The following is a 20,381-nucleotide window of genomic DNA, read 5'->3' as shown; positions in this document are numbered from 1 at the left end:
TCAGGAGTTTAGCTTAAACCCGTTTAGAGGCAAACAGTGACAGAGGATTCGATATATGCATCGGGTCTTACCAGAATAACCTGATTTTTGTAAGGTGAATTATCTGTCCAGTAACTGTCATCTTGATTAGTTGAATAAATCTGAATGCAATCAACCTCTTCCGGTAAATCCGGGCTGATGGCCTGATTACCAAAAACAAGCAGGGTGAATTTTCGATAATCCAGAAGCGAATACATTCTAGTTCTGGTTTCTCCCTTAAAGACCTCGAAATCAAAAAGCCGGGTACCACACAGCGCAGATTCGCCATAACGAATTCCCATGCCGGTTATGTTCCCAGCCCGTTTTTCTATTATTTTTACGTAATCCTGAGCGTGGCTTCCCTCTTTCGAATATTTGGTAGAACGGACCAGCTCGGCCGAGGTTTCAATCACTGAGTGCGCCACGGGTTTGCGCTCTTCCTCATAGGTTTGCAATAGGCTGGCAGGTGCGCTTCCCTTGATTACCCTGCTCAGTTTCCACATCAGATTGAAGGCATCCCCAAGACCAGTGTTAAGACCTTGTCCGCCATTCACCGAATGGATATGGCATGAATCGCCCGCAAGAAAAATACGCTCCTGTACAAAGAATTTTTCGGCAACCGATTCTTTAACTGAAAATTGCGAGAACCAGACAATTTCTTTAAATTTCAGGCTATGGGGTTTAATGGCCCGATTAATTTTGTCGATTGCATCCTCAAGACTAAACTCTTTGGTATCCATTCTGATGTAAAATCGGTCGATAGGTTCTTCTCTGGGGATCCAGGCGACATCGGAAGTTTCTGCCTGAAACACAATAATATCCGGAACTTTGGGGAAGTCGGTTTCAATAATCCCATCGATTACCGCCCAGATCAGTTGCGGACGAATAATATCAAACGCGATGTCAAAATGATTACGGACAAAGGAGCGCGAACCATCAGCACCGATTACATAACGTGACTGGACCTGTTCACCATTTGAGAGTGTAGTCAGACAGGCTTCATTATTGAGCTCAATATGCTCAATTGCCAAGTTTCGTTTAACCGGAGCGCCTAAGGCTATTAATTTATGATCTAAAAGATTTTCCAGATACGACTGTCCAAGCATCAGGAAATGTTTATGAAAGCAGCCCTCCAGAGACTCCCACCATGAGGACTGGCGAGAAATGAATTCGCCATTCGCCCAGACTGAACTGGTATTGCAGGTTTTTCCAAGCGGATACAATTCCTTGAATAAACCCGCCACCTCAAGGAGCTGAAGGCTGCGTGCATTGAGCGCGTCCGCCCGGCCGCGATCCAGAGGGCCGCTGGACTTATCCGCAACTATCGTTTTAAGACCGGAAATCTGGCCCAGATAGGCACACAGAAGCCCTACAGGGCCTGCCCCCACAATTAAAACATCCGTGGCGGTTTTACTCATTGATGGGATTCCAAATGAGGATTATCAAAAGGCGGATCACTTAAAACATGTACCCGCTGCAGATGCCTTGGCGACCTGGAAACAAATCCCTCGCGCCCGTGTAAAAGTGAAAAATTATCGGCAATCACTATATCATTGCTCTGCCAATCATGGGCATAAAAAGTATCCGGCGCATACAGGGCGGCTTTTAAGCTGCGATGAAATATCTCTGACTCTTCAGAATCAAGCCCGATAAAATCAAGATCAGGAGGGTTCACAAAGCGCCCTTTGTCTTCTGAACATGGCTCGTTGTAGCGAATAACAGAATAATCCTTATAAGGATGTTTATTGATAATCGGAGATACGGTTTTACTGTTATAAAACTCCATTGTTCTTTCATAAACTCCTGTCACTTTATTCCATAAATTTCTGCACTCAGTTGATGCGTTTTTTAAAGCTAATACGGTGTTTGAAAAAGTGGTTCGGCCTCCCTGACCAGCCAGAGGCGCTTTAACGCAATGAAAAATTTGAAATTCGGGCACTTGCGGTCGATACATTCCATCCCAGTGCAGGGGCACATAACTGTGATCAAATATATGATCTTCAGGCTTCTCCTGCTCGATTAATTCGAGCACTTTTCCAAAAGGCCAGACGCTGATTTCCCCCCAGCTTTCACAATAGGCTGAAAAGTCTGCTGAATTCTTAAACGTATCAAAGCCTCTTAACAAAACCAGCTGCTCCTCGCCGCACAATTGACGCAGCTCCCCAATGTCGAGATCGTTTACGCTGGTATTTGGGTAATCTGGTGTGAGACAAAGCCCAAAAGGCTTAAGCCTGGTGATCTTAAAATTCATGGATTATCTCCGTACTCTCGTTCAGTAGATAATGGCTTGGACGTCCATCATCGGAATGAATTAATGTGGCCCCCAAACCTTCGGCTTGCGAGCGCTTAAGCAGAATATATCCCTTACCGGTTCCAACCGCTACACCATGCCAGGGAGTCATCCAGCGTTCGTTTGCAATTAAACGAATCCCCAGTTTTTTTGAACCGCAGACTTGCGGATGGATTGATAGCCTTATTGCCTCTGGAAAACGCTCTGCAATCAACTCACTCCAGGCATTGCTTCTTCTGATAACCTCGTAAGCTTTATCGCGTGCTGCTTTTTGTATGGCCGAGCGGCTTTTCATTTGTCCAGTATAGAGAGAGTCTTCAAATAAAAAGCGAGTAATGCCGCAATACATTCGGTTAGCCTCCTGGTCATCGGCGTCGGCGAATGGCTTTGAGCCATTGCGTATTTTTTGTTTTATATTGCTCAGGGAATTTCCATAACGACTCATTAATCGATCACGCATTTCCTGAAAACTCAGTGACTCATAACAATGGTCGAGATTAAACGTTGACAGATCGCAAAGCGACATCTCATCTATTAACTTATCCAGTTCATGCTGGTAAGCGCTAACATGCGTTTCTTTCATGCCCACCACATCACTGAATACTCTTCCATCAGAACAGAGCAGAATGCGAATGCCCGGGAAATAATATTTTTTTACTTGCTGACAAAGAGTCCCCAGAAAAGCCAGGGAAAGCCGTTCCGCATGATCTGGCAGAGGGCTTAATACTTTTTCGAGATTGGGTGATTTTCCAGGAAAAGCCGGTAATACAAAAAATACGGGCTCGTTTCGTTTAACGGCAGACAGAATTTTAGGTAAATGGATTGAAACACAGCACGAACAGCCCACGCCCCTGCATGATACACCTGATTTAGATACACGCCGAAACGTCATGATCTCTGTCAGAATCTTTATCGCGGTTTCTTTCGCTGCCGAATGGCTGGACGCAAAATTTCTAATAGCAGGTTTCTGAGTTAATATGGGAAGCATTGCTGTATTTTTCCTTTTTTTCTCCTGAGTTAAAAAAATACAGGCTTTCAAAGAATAAATAAAATAACTATTTAATATGATTGTGATAAGGATTTCTTATGTCACTAGGTTTGGATGATATCAAGTATTTCATAACGGTTTGTGAAACACTCAACATTACCAGAGCATCGGAAATCATTGGCATATCTCAACCGGCCTTAAGTTATGCAATTAAGCGCCTGGAAAATGAACTGGGTGGAGAGTTGATTATTCGCCTTAAAAATGGCATTCAGCTCACCAAACTGGGCGAGGAATTCGTATTACGTTCGCGCCGTCTTCTCTATGAGTGGGAGCAGGCGCAAAACCTGGCTAAATCTGAATCTGGCCTTATTCAGGGACGCTATACTATTGCCATGCACCCTTCTGTCGCGCTTTATACCATCGGTTTTTTTATGCCCGCAATTCAGAGCGAATTTCCAAAGCTTAATTTTAATTTTATTCATGGTCTGTCGAGAGAGATGACCGAGAAGGTGATTAGCTGGGAAGCTGATTTAGGAGTGGTCGTCAATCCTATTAAACATCCAGATCTGGTAATAAACCATTTATGCAATGATGAAGTTACTATCTTTTTTGCAGAGAATGCCGCCAATAAACTCATTTATGATCAGAATCTTGCACAGTCTCAATACATCCTGAAAAAAATTGACAAGAGCAATCGCTTTGACGGAACGCTTAATTCGGTAAACCTTGAGGTAGTCGCCAAACTCACCTCTCTGGGTCTTGGTTATGGGCTTTTGCCAGCAAGACTTGCTTTACAATATCCTCATCTTAGAAAATTAACAGACGCGCCAGTGTTCAAAGATGAAATCTGCTTGATCTATCGCCCGGAGAAACATAAAAATCCTGTGAGTAGAAGCATTATAGAAACCATCAAATCGACGGTTAGCCGCTGCTGTAACAGCTGGTTAGATAAGCAATTGTAGCCCTGCGAGGAACCGGATTTCGAGAAGACAGGCTGGATGGAGTAAATAGTAATTACCGCTACCTACCCGACTTTAATCGATTGGTTTAGCTTAGTTTTATATTCATGCCATGTAAGCATCTGCTCTTGAGACTCATCAAAAAGTTTCAGGGCAATCAATTGTTTTGTGTCTTTCAAACTTAATCGAGTCACATGATGAAAACAGTGATTGTCTCGATGACATTGGGATAAATTATAAAACGGAATTCGAGGTATCAGGGTATGAATATGATGATAGCCGATATTTGCTGTCAGCCATAAAAGAGGTTGGGGAAGCTCATAAAATGAGCTTCCTTTTAAAGCAGAGTCCTGTAAATTCCATTCCTTTTGTGAAACAAAATATCTATTTTTAAAATTATGTTGAACATAAAATAAATAAATGCCCATAATGCCAGCTAACCATTGTGGTATTAAAATAGCAAGTAGAAAAAATTTAGTTCCACCCAATATAATTAGGGGAGCATAGAGGAGAACAATACCTATATTGGTTACTATTACACTTAATCTTTCTTTGCGACCGAATCCTTTTCTTTTATGGAAAAAACGGTGGTCAATAATAAAAATGTAAAGACTTCCGATTAGAAACATAACAAAACTATTACGATAGAAGTAATATACAAATTTACCCCATCGACTTTTTGCACTGTATTCACTTACACTTAAGACTTCAATATCACCGGGCCAGGGGCGTCGATCGATATTTCCCCCACTTCCATGATGAATAATATGAGCTTTTTGCCAATAATAATATGGGGTAAATAAAATGACTCCAGTGAAAACACCTACCCAGTCGTTATATTTTCTCCGTTTAAAAAGATTTCCATGACTTAGATCATGTTGAATTATAAAAAGACGAGTAAAAATAAAACTAAGTGGTATTACAAGGATAAATAAGGGCCACCAGTTCCTTAATATCACTTCATACAAAATCACTATACCCAGGATTAGCAACCCTAGCGTGAGGATAATTTCAAATGCCCCACGCAAGCACTTGATTTGAATGTATTTATGAACATCGATATTTTCCATAATTTCACCCTGGGTCCGCTGCTCGCTCTCCTGTTAGGGTTTCGCTTTATATGTTCTCTTGAACTCACTCATTTCTTTACCAATAACCAACAGCTCATCTTCGTCAAATATTTTTTTTACCACAGGAAAAAGTTCATTTTCTTCTTCACTCGCATGATGCTCAACATCTTCCTGTAACTGGGCTAATTCCATTTCCCAATCTTCTGAAGATTTAATTTTACTCAACCGATCCATCAATTTTTTTGCATTCTTCTCTTCAGAAATAAGATGTCTGACCTCGGGAGTCAATTGTTTTTTTGATTTAAATTGTGGGTACCAAACCGTTTGTTCCATTTCTTCATGCCTGGCTAATTCCATGTGAATGGTTTCAAAAATTCTTCTCTTAGTTTCTTTTCGATGACTGGACAGATTCATATCCTTAAAAAGGCTTCTGACTTTTTCATGTTCATTGATTAAAAATTCAATAGCATTCATATCTATATCTCCTATAGATCTAATTTCAGGTTTCAAAATCAATATCTGCTTTTGAAAAGAAGTATTACTTCAGGCGGTGAAAAGTCATCACAACCTCAAGGTATTATTTGATGTATATATAAGGGAGAGGAAGGTCGGAAGATTCATTCTTTAAATACTTCACATATTAATTATAGCAGTGATTGTCTGATGCGTGGGCTGCTTGAGAATTAGTGCCATTTAAAAATTATTATTTAATTTTTCTAAGAGGTATTTTATTTCATGCTTTTCCTCCTCTTTAAAGCCATTTAAAACAAGCTGATTAAGCTCACACGCACATTGTTCGATAATCTTTTGACAATTTCGCCCCTTTTCGGTCAGCCTGATTTCAATCGCTCGTCGGTCTGTGGCACTTCGAGTTCTTACAATCAGCCCATCACGCTCCATACGATCCAGCGTTCTGACCGCTGTGGGTTGTTCAATACCGATTTGCCTATGCATTTCAGATTGAGTCAAGCCGTCTTGCTGGTAAAGAGCCATCAGAAAATAAGTATAAGCGTCAGTAAGACCGTATGGCTTTAATAACTCATTGGCTCTTTTGATTAATAAGCGGCTCGCTTTTTTAATCAGAGTGGAGGGATACATTTTTTTTCTCAATTTACATAGCTTGCTATATATTAACAAGCTATGTAAGATTGATCCAGTTTCTTTAAAACCGAGATTCGCAATGACTAACCTAACCGATTTTTCAGGAGACTGCTCATGACGCTTAAGTTATTATCACTCTCCGACGTGAAACAATGCATCAGCATGCCAGAGGCTATCGACGCAATGGAAAGGGCATTTATTCAATTAGCCCAGCAAAAAGCGGCCTTGCCTTTACGAACGGCTATTCCTGTAGGCCATAACGGATTAACACTAACCATGCCTGCTTATTTATCTGACGAGAAAATTCTGGGATTAAAGGTAGTTTCTGTCTTTCCTGACAATAGTCAACACAATAAACCGTCGATTAATGGAACCATTTTGTTAATTGATGCAAGCACCGGTGAGCCTCTCGTGCTCATGGATGCGGCTTATTTAACAGCGCTTCGCACAGGTGCTGTTTCAGGTCTGGCAAGCAAATATTTTTCCCGCGAAATACCTTCAACGGTCGGCATTCTTGGAGCCGGAGTACAGGCGATGACACAGCTTGAAGCAGTGGCTGCCGTGCGCCAGATTGAACAGGTATTTGTGTGGTCACGGCATTTGGAAAGTGCAGAAAAGTTTGCCAGAGAAATGGGCGCTTTCTACAATATTCAGGCTTGTGAGCAGTTATCTACTGCCTTGAAAAACTCAGATATCATTTGCACTGCAACAGCGAGTACAGAAGCTTTAGTGCATCTTAGGGATCTTAAACCCCATGTACACATTAACGCCATTGGCTCACATCATCCTTCCATGCAGGAGATCAGCGGGGATGTGCTCCAGAATGCAGTGGTAGTAGTGGATCAGATAGACGCCGCAATGAAAGAGGCTGGTGAAATAATTAATGCGGTAGAGCAGCAAAAAATTAAAAGAGAATCCATTGTTGAGCTCGGAACCTGGTTAATGGAAAAAGCGCCTCTGGCTCAGGAAAAGCTTACTGTCTTTAAATCAGTTGGTCTGGCGATTCAGGATTTGGCAGTGGCAGAGGTCGTATATCAAAATGCCTTAAGAATGAATTTAGGTTCTGCGTTCAAGCTTAATTAATAAGGATAATCCATGCAGTATCTTCATACGCAAACACCGCTTATCGAGTCTCAATATTTAAAAAATACACTCAATAAACAGGTTTATTTTAAGCTGGAATGCTTGCATCCTCCAGGCTCATTCAAACTGCGGGGAATAGGCGCATTATGCCAGGAAGAGCTTCAACGGGGTGCAAAAACTTTCGTTGCTTCGTCAGGAGGCAACGCCGGGATTGCGGTAGCGTATTGCGCAATGAAATTGAATGTTCCTGCCACTGTGTTTATTCCTGAAACCAGCAATCCCATCTATATTGAAGCGATTAAATCCTATGGTGCAAAAGTCATTGTAGCGGGAAAAGTATGGGATGAAGCGCATCAAGCCGCATTAGATTTTGCCAGACAACATCAAGCCGCTTATATCCCGCCTTTTGATCATCCGACTTTATGGAAAGGGCATGCGTCTATGATTACCGAGGCCATTCAACAAGGGCTTTCTATTCCTGACGCGGTGGTCCTCTCTGTGGGTGGAGGCGGTCTTGCCTGTGGAGTTTTGGAAGGAATGCACCAGCATAAATGGGAAAAAGTGCCTTTAATTGCTGTTGAAACCAAAGGGGCTGATGCGTTTTTTCAATCGGTAAAGGCCAATAAATTAGTCACTTTAGACACCATCACCAGCAAGGCAACCAGTCTAGGCGCAAAACGGGTGGCTCAAAAACTAATGGATTGGACCAAAATTCATAAAATAGAAAACGTCGTTGTCAGTGATGAAGAAGCCGAACAAGCCTGTTTCAGTTTTGCCCATGAACAACGGATCCTGGTGGAGTTATCCAGCGGCGCCTCATTATCCCTGATTTATAATGATCATCCTGTTCTTCACAAAGCCCAATCCATTCTGGTAATTGTTTGCGGAGGGGTCAATACAACCCTTTTTAATATCCCTTAGCATTCAATATAAGCTGTCATTGGCAGTGTTTAGTATGTAGCCTGGTTGGCGCTTTGCGACAACCAGGTTGCTTATCCCCAATCTCAAGGAAGACTTTCCTTCATGAAAACCCGGTTGCCGCAAAGCGCCAACCAGGCTACGCTGCTACATATGGCCCGGCAAATTATTCATCGGTTGTGTTAAGAAAGATCATCACGAACATGATGAAATTCAGAAATAGTCCCGCTTTCATTTGCCCATTCCAGTTTGGAGATTGCCACATCGCAAACCACTCCCCACCAATAACGAGGAAGCCCACCATATATAGTAAAAAACCAAAAAACAAGCCAATGAATGCGGTCTGTTTATACGAGTCAAAGTCGCTATTTTTTATCTTGGAACCAAGTATAAAACAGCCAATCCAACAGATAATTGCCGCTACAACTTCCCATATAATAATGAAATAGTACGCCAGTTTCTGGAGGTTGGAGTCGGTAATAGCTCGCCCCATAAGAGCAGTTTCATGGAAGGTAGTATCCATGCTTAATACATGGTGCACGAAAAGCCAATTACTATTGAAATCCACCACATTATTAAAAGCCACCAGGCTTAAGAATAAAGCAACCGACGCCAGCATACCGATTTTTATATATCGCAAACTATAGTTCATTTTAAATAATGTGATTGTTGGATCTTAGAGACAATAATAAGAAAATTAATAATTGGAATCCACACGAGGGCCTAATGTGGTGTAAAAATATTCTTGAGCACTCATTTATTAAATTTTGACTCCGAGAGTAAACCAGGCTCTTCCTTTTCATCCCCTAGAATTTCCTGTTTAAATTTGTTCAGGGCCTTTGATTCATCCGTTTGATTAAAAGCAAAGAAAGTTTGGGCAAACTTTTGTCGCTGCTCTGACTTAGCCAAGCCTTGATTAACTACGGAACCCAGAACCATGCCAATACCAACAAATAAACCAATGACAGATTTAATTACTACTTCAGCAATACGATATAACCAGCCATGTCCCATAATCTTGTCTGCGGCTTTGATCTGTTCTTTACAAGAATTCCGAAATTCAATAATTGTTTTGTTTAATTCCTGTTCCGTTAACTGCAAGGATAATGAGTTGAAGAATTGTTCCTGATTCGTAAATAAAGCCGTATACAACCGTTCTCCTTCCAATTTGGTTACCGTATTATTTCGGCTGGATTTGTTGAGTTCTGACTGCAGCGCTGTCAAATTTTCTAAAAATTTAGTTTGAATTTCTTTTTTATTCGCTTCGAAGTTAATAATATTTTTTTGAAGTTCTTCTTCAGGATTTTGTGCCATAGCAGCATATTCTGCAGGAATCCTCTTTTCCTCAGTAGAACACTGGGTTATAACAGAAGCAGTCAGCTGTTTTGAATTTTGATGGCGATGATATAAAACATCAAAAGTGGCGGTTCCTGGTGCTTCTCCGTGTAGAATATCCTGCTGAATATATTCTTCCAGTTCATCACTTAAATCATTAACAAGGATATTTGGGCAATTTAATAAATTAGAGACTCCGGGTACATCCAGGCAGGTGGCAACATGACCACTACCTATGAGTGCTATATATTTTCCACCGTCATTAAATTCCCTGTATCGCTCAAGCATTGCCATATTCATTGCAGAAAACCGCTCTTTAATAGCGTTGGTATGTCCCAGATCACCCAATGAGTATGTAACCGCCAAACGATAAGAGGCTTCAGAATCGATCGCCACTATTCTGATCTGATGCTTTTTAGCTTCTTGAACTACCGCTGTAAATGTAGCAGATCCTGATAAATTGCGTTCTTTATCCAGACAATTTAAATAGAACTCCAATTCACGCGGCATCGCGTCATCAGGCTCTGAATGTAAATAGGCATCGAGTAATGCCTGGTGGCGCTCCTGAAGTAAATGCTCCATATAAATAGTGGTGACGCCTTGAGATTTAAACAAAGCCATATTATCTACTAAAAACTGTTTGGGGCTTTTATGTTCATGTACCTCGCCAACAATAAGACCCTCATTGCTGTCGAAGCATTTAGTAATAAATTCTGCTTCGTTGAAACCTTTTTTATTTTCAATACTTACTTTTCTTTTAGTTGCCAAGGCCTGCGGGGCCAATTCGATGGCCGCAGTTGAAAGAAGACGCTCTTTTTCAGCATTTAGAGAAATCTGATAATCTTCCTCTATATAGTCGTCTAAAAAATAATTTAATGGGGATTTTCCAAAATAACCCACACCGCCCAGAATCGTTTTATCAAATACTCCTCCATGATTAAAAAAATCAGGAAATAATACCGACATTTCTTTGGGGCCATATCCAATGTCAATACGCAGTGCTTGGTCATCAAATAAGATTAGTGGATTGCTGAGATTGAGTTCACTAATTTTTTGTTTAAAATACTCTTTGACCCTGTTATATCGTGCCGTATGTTTCTCCAGGCCGCTTAATAATCGGCTTGCTGGTTCATCTAAACCACGACTTTGATAATACGCGATCGCTGCAGCTTTTGCGGCTTTTGCATCCTCTGCATTAATAGTGTCACTTTCATCCTGCCTGTGAAATTGAATATCGGGTATTTTTAAATACTCAGCCAGTTCTTTAGGCCATTTTGCTATTTTCTCTCGATCTGTACTCGCAAAAATCTCAAAAGCCACTCTAAAAGGCGCTTTTTGAGGGTTCTGCAGAGCATTAATTATTTCAGACTTGTCTTTCATCTTCGTTCAAATTTATAACCAGATGTCCCAATTAAAACCATTATAGCATGCGTGTGAATAATTTTTGAGGAGATGCTCAACTCTGCATGAAGAAGAACAACAGCAAGGATTAACATCAATCGTGAATTTAAATATTATGTTGGCTAAAAAGGTACATGCAAAGCTTGACCTTGCAGTCGCGTCAAACTTTATCCTGTACCTTGTCAGTTATTGAAGCAAGTCTCTGTTTCTGATCAGAAGTAAAATACTTTAGCAAGCCCAATTCAGCCAAGACGTCAGCTTTTTTAATTTGGATATCCTGTAAAATAAAATCTAAAAAAGCAGCATTAAGGTGATTCCAGTCGCTCATAAAAGGAACCCCATTGGCTTCAGTAGCACAGCCACTTCTACTATAGTTACAGTGCAGTTTGATAATATCAACATATTTAAAGCTTAAGTCTTTTGGATAAAAAGGAAGGGTTTCAATTTTAGGTTCACTTAAGGGATAATTGGCATACTTAAGACATGTCTCTGAACCACGGCGAGCTCTTGCCATTAAGTGCGTGCAAGACAAATACTTCTTTTCGTCTAGTTGAAAATAATTTCCAAATACGAATACATCTGATGCCGCATTTTTCTGCTTAAGCCAGCGGATTATATCAAACCTGGAAGGGTTGATCACATACTCAAATGGTCTGTGACTTACAAGCATTATGGAAGAAATCCTTTTGATTATTGACACATTATTGATAAAACTTTGAAATGTTTCACAAATAGATTGAAACTGATTTGCTGTAGATAAAGCGGTTATTTTCTGAGAGTCAATTCGAATATCGCAACCCAAATATGAAATGGATACCACATCAAAATGGTCTAAATCAATATGACGACTTAGAGCTGAGGCCCAGTTTACAGTATAAGAATCGCCTATAATTAACACCACCGGTTTCTTCGACGCAGAAATATCTTCACCCAGGTAATTTTGGTATTTTTTAGCCAAACTATTTTCATATTGCTGAGCATATGGGCTGTAAAAGGAGTTTACGCGGTTAACAACCTCTCGAAACTCATACCCATTTTCAAGATACGTATTGTACGCTACGAGACCACAAAGAGGCATTAAGAGAAGTAACAAAACAATCTTAAGTCTCTGAAAATGCTTTCCAAGTCGAATGGGCTTCTCTATAAATTTATAGGTAAGATAGGACAAGATAATGGATATAAGCACAATGGATATTCGAACAATTCCAGTAGGATATTCAACACTGAGAATCCGGGCAAACGAGAGCAAAGGCCAATGCCACAAATAAAGCGGGAAACTGATTAAGCCAAACCAGACAGCAACTTTGTTTGACAATATTTTGCGATTGATCCAGGCATCAGAGCCGGCCGATATAATCAGGATTGTTCCTAGTATGGGAACGACTGCCCACACACCAGGGAAGCTTACCGTCATATTAATTTCACAAAATCCAAAAACCAGTAGTAGAAGGCCAAGGAAGGCAAGAATATTGGAGAATGTATTACTGCTGGCTTGATATGCATTATGATACAAAATAGAGTTAATCCAAGCGTTAAGCTTCGTATTAACAGTAGCAAAAGCCTTCCTATGGTACAGCATTAGCCAGGCTAATAAGCTACCGCAAAGCAGCTCCCAAAAGCGTGTTTGAGGAGAATAGAAGGTAGCGGTTATATCCTGAGAGACTCCTACTAAGTTAAGATAGAAAGACAGCGAAACAGCAATGATTGTGATCGTCAAAAGATTAAAATTGCGCTTCCAGGCAAACCACAGTAATAGCGGCCAGATGATATAAAACTGTTCTTCAATTCCAAGGCTCCACAAATGTAGTAATGGTTTGGTATCCGCCAAATTATCAAAATACCCGGCTTCATTCATAAGTACGAAGTTGGAAACAAAGCCTGTTCCCGCCGCAATGTGCTTACCAAGTTGTTTAAACTCATCAGCAAGCAATGTGAACCAACCAAAAATATAAATAATAATTAAAACTAAAATGAGAGCTGGAAAAATACGTTTGATGCGTCGAGCGTAAAACTCAGCAAAACTGAAGGTTCCCCTCTCTAAATTTTCGAAAATAATGGTGGATATGAGAAAACCAGACAGAATAAAGAAAATATCAACACCAATAAAACCACCCATTAGCCTGCCTGGGAATGCGTGATAGAGAACTACCGAGAGAACAGCGATGGCTCTCAAACCATCGATATCAGGACGGTATCCAGGGGATGAAAGGCTAATTGCTCCTTTGGTGACAGACGAGCCTTTTTCTGCACTCATACTCTTCCTTCGCTTGAATTAATATATGAGAAAATTTAGTTGAGCTACAATATTACAACGCAAGTCAAAAGACCAGTTATGAGTACAAAGATTTAGATTTAGCTCAATTACTTAGCCAAATGATAATAATAATGGGACATCTAACTTGAATCAGTTGAATTTTTGAAATCGGCACCAGAGCTGGTACCAAGCTTCAGGCTGGGGCAACTTGAAAGTTGTTAAAACCTAGACTGGAATTGGCTCCCCGGACAGGACTCGAACCTGTGACCTAATGATTAACAGTCATCCGCTCTACCGACTGAGCTACCAGGGAATAAGGCGGAATCATAAAGAGATCCCGCTGATGAGTCAAGGGTTTTCTTAAATTTTTTTATCTTTTGCAGAAACGACTTAAGCGATCAAGCGCACTGCTTAAATTATCCATGCTGGTGGCAAAAGATAGTCTTATACAACCCTCATTTCCGAAGGCAGAACCCGGCACTAAAGCCAGACCTTCGTCCTGCAATAATTTTTCAGCAAACTCGACATCATTGGCGTAGCCTCGCTTTTCGATAATCGATTGCACGTTGGGAAAGCTGTAGAAGGTACCATCCGCAGGGATCACCTCAATACCTGGCATGGTTTGCATGCGATCCACCAGATAATCGTGTCGATGATGAAAGGCCTTGACCATATGATGAACGGTTTCATCACCGCCGGTAAGTGCCGCTAAAGCGGCTCTCTGCGCGATGGAGCAGGCGTTTGATGTGGATTGCGACTGTACTGTTTTCATTGCATTGATCAAAGGTGCAGGGCCCGCCGCATAGCCAATACGCCAGCCAGTCATTGAATAAGCTTTGGAAACACCGTTAAGTACAACAGTTCTATCATATAATTCCGGGCAGGCATTGAGTATATTGCAAAAGGCTTGCGTCCAGATAATGTGCTCATACATATCGTCTGTGGCAATCAAAACCTGCGGATGCTTCTTCAGTACTTCCCCCAGGGCTTTCAGCTCATCAAAACTATAGGCAACTCCTGAAGGATTGGATGGACTATTTATAAAAAATAACCGTGTCCTGGGAGTAATTGCCTGCTCCAGCTGGGCGGGGGTAATTTTATAGCGCATGGCAGGCGTTGTCGGGATAATGACTGGTGTTGCATCCGCTAATAAAACCATATCCGGATAAGAAACCCAATAAGGTGCCGGTATTATGACCTCATCACCCTCATTCAAAAGAGCCTGGCAAAGATTGTAACAGCTTTGTTTTCCGCCGACTGAAACCAGAATCTGATTTAACTGATAAGCAAGTCCGTTATCGCGATTAAACTTTTCTCGAATCGCCTGTTTTAATTCGCTGATACCATCCACTGGCGTGTATTTGGTAAATCCAGCATTAATCGCTGCAATAGCAGCATCTTTGATATGCTGAGGCGTATCAAAGTCGGGCTCCCCAGTACCGAGATTAATAATATCCATTCCCTGTGCCTGCATTTGCGAGGCTTTGGCGGCCACGGCAAGCGTGGGCGAAGGCTTTACCTGCTTTACCCGATTAGCCAGTGTAATTTGCATCAATCACTCCTCTTTCTAAATATTGCCTCTAAACTGACGTGAATTCCTGCTGTTTTGTCATTTGTACATCAGGCAATTATTTACCGCTGTACGACAGGTCAAACTATAATGCAGGTTTGCTAAAAATCAAGCTGTAAAAAACTTGCATCTTTTCCTACAAAATGTATATAGTTCTTATTATGAAAAATGTATTTAAAATTTATTCAAATTTTCAGCCCGCAGGTGATCAGCCTACTGCCATTTCTTCACTGATCGAAGGCGTTGAATCCGGGCTGGCAAAACAAATTCTTCTTGGGGTTACCGGCTCAGGTAAAACCTTCACTATTGCTCATGTCATTGAAGCAATGAAACGCCCTACATTAATTATGGCACCCAACAAAACATTGGCGGCTCAGCTTTATGGAGAATTTAAAACTTTTTTTCCAGATAATGCCGTAGAATATTTTGTATCCTATTATGATTATTATCAGCCCGAAGCTTATGTTCCTGCTTCAGATACCTTTATTGAAAAAGACGCATCAATTAATGAGCATATTGAACAAATGCGCCTCTCAGCAACCAAAGCGCTTATTGAGCGCAAAGACGCCATAATTGTTGCTACGGTTTCGGCCATTTATGGATTGGGCGATCCGGATTCCTATCTGCGTATGGTATTACATCTGTCGCGCAAAGAACAATGCGACCAGCGTAAAATTTTACGCCGTCTGGCAGAAATGCAATATACGCGTAACAATCAGTCTTTGGACAGAGGGCAATTTCGGGTTACTGGCGATGTGATTGATGTATTCCCTGCTGACTCGGAGAAAGAGGCTATTCGTATCGAATTATTTGATGACGAGGTGGAGCGTATTATGCGCTTTGATCCTCTGACAGGCGATATCATTCAGCAGCTTCCCCGCGTGACTATTTTCCCCAAAACACACTATGTGACGCCTCGGGAAAGACTTCTGGAAACAATTGAGCAGGTTAAGGAAGAACTGCGAATCAGAGTGGATGAGTTTACCCGGCAGAATAAGTTGCTTGAAGCACAGCGTTTGCAGCAACGCACCTGCTTTGATATCGAGATGATGCTGGAACTCGGTTATTGCTCGGGTATTGAAAATTATTCACGTTATTTGTCAGGCCGTAATGAAGGCGAACCTCCACCTACTTTATTTGACTACTTACCACCAGAGGCCTTGCTGATCATTGATGAGTCGCATGTGACTGTTCCACAGATCGGAGGGATGTATCGCGGTGATCGCGCCCGCAAAGAAACCCTGGTTAATTATGGTTTCAGGCTCCCCTCTGCACTGGATAATCGTCCCTTACGTTTTGAAGAATTTGACGGCCGCTCACCACAAACCATTTATGTATCTGCAACCCCTGGTCCCTTTGAAAAAGAACAGGCCGACAATATTGCAGAACAGGTCGTTCGCCCTACTGGACTGATTGACCCACAGGTTATTGTCAGGCCGGTCAGAAATCAGGTGGATGATTTGCTTTCTGAAATACGCCTGGTTCAGGCTCAGGGTGAACGCATTCTGGTTACCACCTTAACCAAACGGATGGCAGAAGATTTAACTGATTATCTGCAGGATCAAGGGATCCGCGTGCGCTATTTGCATGCAGATATTGATACTGTTGAGCGGGTTGAAATTATTCGGGATTTAAGATTGGGTGAGTTTGATGTGCTGGTCGGTATTAATTTGTTACGAGAAGGGCTGGATATGCCTGAGGTGGCGTTAGTTGCTATTCTGGATGCCGATAAGGAAGGTTTTTTACGCTCCGATCGCTCATTAATTCAAACTATTGGCAGGGCCGCCAGAAATTTAAACGGCCGTGCTATTTTATATGCGGATCGCATGACCGGTTCAATGCAGCGTGCCCTGGATGAAACAGAGCGTCGGCGTAACAAACAATTAGCCTACAACGAGCAGCATGGAATTACTCCCAGGGGCATTAAAAAATCCATTGAAGATATTATGGAAGGCGCATACAGTCATAAGCGGAAGAGTCAAATCACCGAACGCCAGCCACAATATGAGCTTCTGCCGCCGGATCAGCTTGCCAAACGAATTAAACTACTTGAAAAACAAATGCATACTCACGCCCAGAATATGGAATTTGAAATGGCTGCCAAAGTTCGTGATGAACTCCTGGCCCTTAAAGATCAATTGAAAGCCTGAGTGATGCTCTAATGGAACTAAGCATATGACAATCAGTATGGGTCAACTGAAGTTAATTCTTGACGAGTTTGCAATGACAAATCAGCATCATGAACCAAACAGCAAGTCAGAGCAGCTGGCGGCTTCTCTCGCTTCATTGACCCGCAATATCAAGAATCCGGAGCAAATCGTTGATGCTGAGCTAAAAGCCAAAGTGATTAGATACATTGATCAGTTCTGGCAGTGGGCAGTTGCTAACATTACCGGGGCATCATGGGGAGAAAACCCTCAGGTTGGCAGCTGGCTTTCATTACAGAATAATCTGGAAAGTAATGGTTTTAAAGGCGTTTACCAAAGACATTACCCGTTTTTCTTTGCCCGCCACTCAGAGCGCTTTTACAATGCAGAACAGTCATTTTCCCTTGAACAGGTTTTAGCACTATTCAAGGCGACAGCCCGAGTTTTAGGCTATATAAGGGTAGAGCAGATGGAAAACCACCCCTTTGCCAGATTTCAGGATCTGCAAGCTCAAATTGAAAAAGGAATTAGCACACAGCATCCTATTCTAGTGGATGCCACCAACTTATTCGCATGCTTATTTTATCTTCTGCATTTTCATTTGAACAAAGAGCAAATAGCCTTACTGCCAATGCTTATTCGCTGCCGGCCTGAAACCACGGATGAAGAGCGGCATTCTGAAACTGCTCTGTTTATCAGCATATATGGTTCCAGCGCTTTATGCAGTATTCAGATTGCCTCTTTAAAAGAGTACCTCGATTATTTAACTGTCCGTTCGCATGAAGCGACCAAACCACTTCTGCATGTTCTTCCTCCTTCCCTCCTGGCTCTCTGGAATGTGTTTGCTGAAGTTAAACAAAAGCCGGCCGCATTGCCATTAGCAGCAGCGTTCAATAATGATTTGCTAAAAGTAAACTCTTCAGAAGGCAAGGCCAAACAGGTGTCTAAAGTAGAGAATCAGCAAGCATTTGAGAGGGCAATGAATTTTGTCAACTACACGCTGTATATGATAAACACGATTAAACTGGACCATCCAAACAACGTAATCCAGCAGCTATATCAGGGCTGTCTGCAGTATTATATGGATACACGGCAGAATGAATCCCGTTCAATTTTCTCCTTTACTCCTTTTTCTGATAAGGCGAAATGTCAGGTAGCCGCACAATTGCAGCAAGATAGAAATGCCCAGTTGGGGTTTTTCTCAGGTTTTACCAGCCAACAGGGTAGATTAGGGGTGATTAATAAGATATTTGAAACTGCGTTTTATCCAGTGTCTGAAAAAAGCAGTAATACGGCACCACGGGGATAATTTTGGGCATTTTATTGTTCAATCTTCACCCATATAATATTTTTGATAAATTGCAGTATAGGTGCCGTCATTTTCTATGTTAAAGATGGCCCTGTTAATTTTCTCGATTAGCGGCGCTTTATCAGGCAGGCCGATAATGCCATAACCCTCACCTAATTGAATGCTTTTTCCCACATTTTTTATATTGTAAATGCTGTTACTTATGAACATATAAGCTACTACATCGTTCAATCCAATGACATCTATTTTATGATTGGCCAAATCGGAGATCAGATCATTCATGCTGTTATAGGCAATGATCTGGTTGGTATTTCCATAAGGACTTTCCACTAGCAAAGTATAAAATGTGTCCTTCATTGCTCCTATCTTTTTATTCCTGATATCAGCTAACTTGTCAATCCCACTATTTTGCAAAGCGACAAATTGCATTTTACTGACTGCATAAGGGATACTGGCTGCATACTGATTGAGTTCAAAAGGTGTATAGGGGTTAGGCATAATAAGTAAATCGATTTTTCGATTATCCAGTAGCTCGAATTGATTATGAAGTGTCACACTCTTATATTCACAGCGCCTTCCGATTTGCTTACAAATGGTATTCATTATATCGATGCAAAAACCAAAATAATAAGAGCCTCGAGCGCTATCTACCTTCTGGACAATAGGAAGCCCCGGCACTGTGACCCCAACAATCAGGGAGGAGCAGAAACCAGACTTACAGAAAATCAGTAAAATGAAACACAGCGTCATCCCTGGCTTCAAGGCTCGATAGATATCCATATGATCCCTTGGCATTTTTTTTAAATTTAGGAAGAGGATTGGAAATTGTCAATTACGCCGAAGCTAACTCACCAGGTTATCCAGAGAACGATGAGATCCCTCGCTGCGCTCGGGATGACGTGGAGTTACGCCGAAAGAAGAGCAGAATTTTTGTCATTTCATTGACAAAAATGAATGGCATTAATACACTGAATTTTTATTCAAAATTTCAACACCTATGGCCGTTGATTTTTTTAACCCCTTCTCAGGGATCCAGGAAGCAAAACGCACCCCTCACGCCAGGACTTTGAGAACTTCCCTTTCGCAAAAAATAAAAGATACCTACTTCATTTTTGCCGGCAATGAGAACCATGTGGGCATCTATGATTATGCCAGTTTATTCATACCTCGACTTCTTGAAAATGTGTTGCCCTGGAGATGGGCTTTTGCATTCTATATTCTCCGCGCAATAGTCAGTGGAGCGGCTACCACTCTGGTTTTGCCAATCGTGCTAATCGTACACGCTGTTTCAGAAAGCATTGCCTGGAATTATAAAAAACAGGCGATGGAACTCAAAGGTTATGAAATTGGCGGTGATCTGGAAAATGGAAAACTGCAGAGATTAAGCTGCGCTGAGTTTTTAGAGAGAAACAACCTGGACATTGAAGACATTCAGGTCACTGTTGAAAAACTGGATCCTCATCTTCAAAAAACATTCATTCACACCTCCCATCAGCTGAGATTCTGGCGGCATCCACAGCAGGAAAAAAAGAAGGAGGAAATAACTGATTTTGTAATTCCATTACGACAAGGAAAGGACGCGGGTCTGTATTCGTTTTTCCAATTAAATGTTGGACGGGTAGTCAGTACTATTGAACACTGCAATCAAGTCCAGGAAACCGATATTAATAATGAATTACTTAAGCGTTATACGGGATAATGTTCTGGCTCCCCTCGGACAAGTGAAGCACGTAAGCGGCGGGTGAGGCGCAGGGCGGAGTCACGCTGGCTGGAGGCACTGCGATTAAGTTACGGAAATTTTGTCCTTCCCGCGAAGGAGGGAATCCATTCCTCAATTGGCATTATAACTAGCTCAGAGATAGATCCCCGCCTTCGCGGGGAAGACGGTTATTAATGGCAGTGACGATCAAAGGACGTACAATGCCTTGCGTTTGGCAA

General features: G+C 41.6%; 17 protein-coding genes and 1 tRNA gene. 6 read left to right on the top strand and 12 right to left on the bottom strand.

Annotated features, from left to right (window positions below; genetic code table 11):
• Positions 1-23 precede the first annotated feature (23 nt).
• From B1207_RS05195 to B1207_RS05185, 3 genes are read right to left on the bottom strand one after another with little or no spacing between them, the layout of a single operon-like run.
• Positions 24-1,436 (bottom strand): FAD-binding protein, encoded by a 1,413-nt coding sequence (locus tag B1207_RS05195; RefSeq protein WP_112218928.1) that lies wholly within the window; start codon positions 1,434-1,436, stop codon positions 24-26.
• On the bottom strand, positions 1,433-2,269 hold the full coding sequence (locus B1207_RS05190) for a TauD/TfdA dioxygenase family protein (RefSeq protein ID WP_112218927.1): 837 nt from the start codon (positions 2,267-2,269) through the stop codon (positions 1,433-1,435). Before B1207_RS05190 ends, B1207_RS05195 begins: the two co-directional genes overlap by 4 nt.
• A complete protein-coding gene (locus tag B1207_RS05185) occupies positions 2,259-3,296 on the bottom strand; it encodes an L-tyrosine/L-tryptophan isonitrile synthase family protein (protein ID WP_112218926.1) in 1,038 nt (345 codons plus the stop codon). The genes B1207_RS05190 and B1207_RS05185 overlap by 11 nt, the downstream gene beginning before the upstream one ends.
• Positions 3,297-3,394: 98 nt before the next feature.
• On the opposite strand from B1207_RS05185, the gene B1207_RS05180 reads away from it, so the two are divergent.
• Positions 3,395-4,258: a LysR family transcriptional regulator gene (locus tag B1207_RS05180; RefSeq protein WP_112218925.1), complete on the top strand. Its 864-nt coding sequence runs from the start codon at positions 3,395-3,397 to the stop codon at positions 4,256-4,258.
• A gap of 62 nt (positions 4,259-4,320) precedes the next feature.
• Here B1207_RS05180 and B1207_RS05175 read toward each other — a convergent pair whose 3' ends face one another.
• The 3 genes from B1207_RS05175 to B1207_RS05165 all read right to left on the bottom strand — a co-directional run bounded on the left by B1207_RS05175 (position 4,321) and on the right by B1207_RS05165 (position 6,423).
• Positions 4,321-5,325 carry a fatty acid desaturase family protein gene (locus B1207_RS05175; protein ID WP_112218924.1) on the bottom strand — a complete coding sequence of 335 codons (1,005 nt, stop codon included), beginning with the start codon at positions 5,323-5,325 and terminating at the stop codon, positions 4,321-4,323.
• Between the two features lie 33 nt (positions 5,326-5,358).
• A complete protein-coding gene (locus B1207_RS05170) occupies positions 5,359-5,835 on the bottom strand; it encodes a hemerythrin domain-containing protein (protein WP_146740020.1) in 477 nt (158 codons plus the stop codon).
• Positions 5,836-6,018: 183 nt separating this feature from the next.
• Positions 6,019-6,423: a MarR family winged helix-turn-helix transcriptional regulator gene (locus tag B1207_RS05165; RefSeq protein WP_112218922.1), complete on the bottom strand. Its 405-nt coding sequence runs from the start codon at positions 6,421-6,423 to the stop codon at positions 6,019-6,021.
• A 117-nt stretch (positions 6,424-6,540) separates the two neighbouring features.
• On the opposite strand from B1207_RS05165, the gene B1207_RS05160 reads away from it, so the two are divergent.
• A complete protein-coding gene (locus B1207_RS05160) occupies positions 6,541-7,509 on the top strand; it encodes an ornithine cyclodeaminase family protein (protein ID WP_112218920.1) in 969 nt (322 codons plus the stop codon).
• 12 nt (positions 7,510-7,521) lie between these two features.
• The gene (locus B1207_RS05155) at positions 7,522-8,430 is read left to right on the top strand and encodes a pyridoxal-phosphate dependent enzyme (RefSeq protein WP_112218918.1); all 909 of its coding nucleotides are present in this window, start codon (positions 7,522-7,524) and stop codon (positions 8,428-8,430) included.
• A gap of 163 nt (positions 8,431-8,593) precedes the next feature.
• On the opposite strand, the gene B1207_RS05150 is transcribed toward B1207_RS05155, so the two are convergent.
• The 5 genes from B1207_RS05150 to B1207_RS05130 form a co-directional block, all read right to left on the bottom strand.
• Positions 8,594-9,079: a DUF2165 family protein gene (locus B1207_RS05150; RefSeq protein ID WP_112218917.1), complete on the bottom strand. Its 486-nt coding sequence runs from the start codon at positions 9,077-9,079 to the stop codon at positions 8,594-8,596.
• Positions 9,080-9,180: 101 nt separating this feature from the next.
• Complete coding sequence (locus B1207_RS05145) at positions 9,181-11,142, bottom strand: membrane-targeted effector domain-containing toxin (RefSeq protein ID WP_112218916.1); 1,962 nt, start codon at positions 11,140-11,142, stop codon at positions 9,181-9,183.
• A 181-nt stretch (positions 11,143-11,323) separates the two neighbouring features.
• Entirely contained in the window at positions 11,324-13,417 is a 2,094-nt protein-coding gene (locus B1207_RS05140; RefSeq protein ID WP_112218915.1) for an acyltransferase family protein, read from the bottom strand.
• A 237-nt stretch (positions 13,418-13,654) separates the two neighbouring features.
• Positions 13,655-13,730 (bottom strand) — tRNA-Asn (locus B1207_RS05135).
• 57 nt (positions 13,731-13,787) lie between these two features.
• A complete protein-coding gene (locus B1207_RS05130) occupies positions 13,788-14,969 on the bottom strand; it encodes a pyridoxal phosphate-dependent aminotransferase (protein ID WP_112218914.1) in 1,182 nt (393 codons plus the stop codon).
• Positions 14,970-15,148: 179 nt separating this feature from the next.
• On the opposite strand from B1207_RS05130, the gene uvrB reads away from it, so the two are divergent.
• On the top strand, positions 15,149-17,137 hold the full coding sequence (gene uvrB, locus B1207_RS05125; protein ID WP_112219018.1) for an excinuclease ABC subunit UvrB: 1,989 nt from the start codon (positions 15,149-15,151) through the stop codon (positions 17,135-17,137).
• 25 nt (positions 17,138-17,162) lie between these two features.
• Positions 17,163-18,443, top strand: a complete 1,281-nt coding sequence (locus tag B1207_RS05120) for a hypothetical protein (protein ID WP_112218912.1) — start codon at positions 17,163-17,165, stop codon at positions 18,441-18,443.
• 18 nt (positions 18,444-18,461) lie between these two features.
• Here B1207_RS05120 and B1207_RS05115 read toward each other — a convergent pair whose 3' ends face one another.
• Entirely contained in the window at positions 18,462-19,238 is a 777-nt protein-coding gene (locus tag B1207_RS05115) for a transporter substrate-binding domain-containing protein (RefSeq protein ID WP_112218911.1), read from the bottom strand.
• Between the two features lie 202 nt (positions 19,239-19,440).
• Between B1207_RS05115 and B1207_RS05105 the strand changes: the two genes are divergently transcribed.
• The gene (locus B1207_RS05105) at positions 19,441-20,142 is read left to right on the top strand and encodes a hypothetical protein (RefSeq protein WP_146740019.1); all 702 of its coding nucleotides are present in this window, start codon (positions 19,441-19,443) and stop codon (positions 20,140-20,142) included.
• Positions 20,143-20,381 lie beyond the last annotated feature (239 nt).

It is taken from the genome of Legionella quinlivanii (assembly GCF_003265995.1).
Lineage (GTDB): Bacteria > Pseudomonadota > Gammaproteobacteria > Legionellales > Legionellaceae > Legionella_C > Legionella_C quinlivanii_A.
This window is presented reverse-complemented; position numbering and strand designations above follow the sequence as displayed.